Origin of the sequence: Pseudomonas sp. Sample_24 (genome assembly GCF_004307605.1) — a bacterium.
Classification (GTDB): Bacteria; Pseudomonadota; Gammaproteobacteria; order Pseudomonadales; family Pseudomonadaceae; genus Aquipseudomonas.
Map to the genome: position 1 here is coordinate 6,477 of NZ_RCNW01000409.1, position 3,320 is coordinate 9,796.

The window sequence follows — 3,320 nt, forward strand, 5'->3', positions numbered from 1 at the left end:
GCGGCTCGTCGAAGCTGCGCAGTTTGCGCGAGTGCAGCGAGTTGAGTTCGGTGCGTAATAGATCGACTGCTTCAATGCCGATCTTCAAGTGCTGGCTGACTGCGCGTTCATAGAAGGCGTTGGCCGAGCCTGGCAACTTGATCTCGCTATGCAGGGGTTTGTCCGAGACGCAGAGCAACGTGCCATAAGGCACCCGCAAGCGATAACCCTGAGCGGCGATGGTGCCGCTTTCCATGTCCACCGCCACGGCGCGGGACAAGTTGATCAGCGGCCGCTCCTGCGCCCAGCGCAACTCCCAGTTGCGGTCGTCGTAGGTCAACACGGTGCCGGTGCGCAGGCGTTTCTTCAGCTCGTCACCCTTCTCGCCGGTGATGTTCGCCGCCGCTTGTTGCAAGGCCATCTGTACTTCCGCCAGGGCCGGGATCGGAATGTTCGGCGGCACGACGCGATCGAGAATCCCGTCGCGGCGCATGTAAGCGTGGGCCAGCACGTAATCGCCGATCGTTTGCGACTGACGCAAGCCGCCGCAATGGCCGATCATCAGCCAGCAATGCGGACGCAGCACGGCCAAATGGTCGGTGATGTTCTTGGCGTTGGACGGGCCGACACCGATATTCACCAGCGTCACGCCGTGGCCGTCGCTGGCGATCAGGTGATAGGCCGGCATCTGGTAACGGTGCCAGACCACGCCGGCAGCAATCGCCGAGGCTTCACCGTGGTCCATGCTTTTTTCGATGATCACGTTGCCCGGCAATACCATGCGCACAAAACGCGGATCGTTGCGCAACTGCTCCAGGCCATGGACGATGAACTGGTCGACATAACGGTGGTAGTTGGTCAGCAAAATCCACGGCTGCACATGACGCCAGTCGCTGCCGGTGTAATGCACCAGGCGGCGCAAGGAAAAATCCACCCGCGCCGCGTCGAACAGGGCCAGCGGCAGCGGATGGGTGTTTTCCCAGTCGTACAGGCCGTCGGCAATGCCATCGGTGGCGGCCGACAGATCGGTGCTTGGGAACACTCGCGCCAGCACGGCAGCGGTCACGCCGGAACCGGCCAGCTCATCGCCCTGCTCGACCACGTACGGATAAGGAATGTTCTGCTCGCTGACCCCGACTTCGACGGTCACGGTGAAGTCGTGCATCAACGGGACCAGCTGTTCCAGCAGGTACTTTCGGAACGCCGACGGATGGGTGACGGTAACGCTGTAGGTGCCAGGCAATTGCACCTTGGCGTAGGCGCGGGTGGTCTGCGGGACTTCGCCCTGGCAATGGTAGGTCAGGCGTAATTCGGGATAACGGAACAGGGCACGCTGCTCGGCATCGGGCTCGACGCGATCCTTGAGATAACGCTTGAGCGCCTGGTTCAGCGCGGTGGTTGCACGATTGTGCAAAAGCGCAAGCCGATCCACGGCTTGCTCGGCGGTTTGAACGACAATAAAAGCTTCGGTCACGATCAGCATCCTGTGTTCTGACTTGCAGACCTTCATCTTGCCTGCATCGTCGCTTCACGGGAACAGTGGCGTGTTGGCTGCACAACAATTTCCAAAGACACAAAAAACCTGTGGGAGCGGGCTTGCCCGCGATTGCTATTTATCATTCAACAGGAATGTTGGCTGATAGACCGCTATCGCGGGCAAGCCCGCTCCCACAGGAGGGGTGTTGGGATTAGTAATTCTGTGGAGTCGAGCGGGCGACAATGGCCTCCACATCCAGACCTCGCGGCAGCGCGCCGTACACCCGACCACCGCCACTCAGGCGACTGGCGATGAACGCATCACTGACCGCCGAATTCCCCGCCTCCAGCAACAATTTGGCCTGCAAACCCAACGCGATATCCTCGGTCAACTGCCGGGCGCGATACTGAATGTCGCTGGTGTCCTTGAACGCCGTCTGCAATTGATCAATGTGCGCAGCCAGGCGCTTGTCGCCATGCCCATCGCCCAATTCGCTGAACAACGCATCCAGCACACCCGGCTCTTTCGACAACGCCCGCAAAACGTCAAGGCACTGCACGTTGCCCGAACCTTCCCACGTCGAATTGACCGGCGCCTCGCGGTAGAGGCGCGGCAAGATACTGTCCTCGACATAACCGGCACCGCCCATGCATTCGGCGGCTTCGTTGATCATGGCCGGCGCGCGCTTGCAGATCCAGTACTTGCCCACGGCCGTCACCAGCCGAGCGAATTTGGCTTCCCGGGAATCATTCAGATGATCCAGCGCCCGGCCCATGCGCAAACTCAACGCCAGCGCCGCTTCGCTCTCCAGCGCCAAATCGGCCAGCACGTTTTGCATCAACGGCTGCTCACTGAGCAGCTTGCCGCCCACCGAGCGGTGAGCGCAGTGATGACTGGCCTGGGTCAGTGCCTGGCGCATCAAGGCGCTGGAACCGACCATGCAATCGAACCGGGTCATGGCAACCATTTCGATGATCGTCGGCACGCCACGGCCCTCTTCGCCGACCATCCACGCCAGGGCGCCACGGAATTCCACCTCGCTGGACGCGTTGGAGCAGTTGCCGAGCTTGTTTTTCAAACGCTGGATGTAGAACTGATTGCGCGTGTCGTCCGGGCGATGGCGCGGCAGCAGGAAACAGGTCAGGCCCTTGTCCGTTTGTGCCAGGGTCAGGAAGGCATCGCACATTGGCGCCGAGCAAAACCACTTGTGCCCCACCAGTTCGTAAGCCTGCCCCGGGCCACTGGCGCCCACCGGATAGGCTTTGGTGGTGTTGGCGCGCACATCGGTGCCACCCTGTTTCTCGGTCATGGCCATGCCGATGGTGACACCGGCCTTGTGGGCCATGCCGACGTTGCGCGGATCGTATTCGGTGGCCAGAACCTTGGGCAGCCATTTTTCCGCCAAATCCGGCTGTAGGCGCAGCGCCGGAACACTGGCGAATGTCATGGTCAGCGGGCAGCCGCTGCCGGCTTCGGCCTGACTGTGCAGATACGTCATGGAGGCACGGGCCACGTGGGCGCCGGACTGTGGATGCGCCCAAGGCAATGAGGTCAAGCCATGCTCGACAGCCGTGCGCATCAGTTGGTGGTAAGCCGGGTGGAACTCCACCAGATCGATGCGGTGCCCGTATCGATCATGACTGTTGAACAGTGGCTTGTTCTGATTCGCCAGGAACCCCGCTTCCATCAACGGTCCACCGGCCAGTGCACCGTACGCATCGATACGCGACTCGGCCCAACCGGCACCGAAACGCCGCGACCACTCCTGTAACGGCAAGTCGATGCGATACAGATTGGCACCGTCCAATGACGGTGGCTGGTTGGTGACTTCGTGGGTTTCGGCGAACTGATGCAGGTTCATGAC

General features: G+C 61.2%; 2 protein-coding genes. Both read right to left on the reverse strand.

What is annotated here, in order from left to right:
• On the reverse strand, positions 1-1,489 hold a 1,489-nt coding region (gene amn, locus D8V06_RS23745), incomplete at its 3' end, for an AMP nucleosidase (RefSeq protein ID WP_177434484.1).
• Between the two features lie 178 nt (positions 1,490-1,667).
• On the reverse strand, positions 1,668-3,317 hold the full coding sequence (locus D8V06_RS23750; RefSeq protein ID WP_056855784.1) for an acyl-CoA dehydrogenase family protein: 1,650 nt from the start codon (positions 3,315-3,317) through the stop codon (positions 1,668-1,670).
• Between the last annotated feature and the right edge of the window lie 3 nt (positions 3,318-3,320).

Coding starts and splice junctions, on each gene's coding strand:
- D8V06_RS23750 (WP_056855784.1), bottom strand. CDS start 3,317: ATGAACCTGCATCAGTTCGCCGAAACCCACGAAGTCACCAACCAGCCA.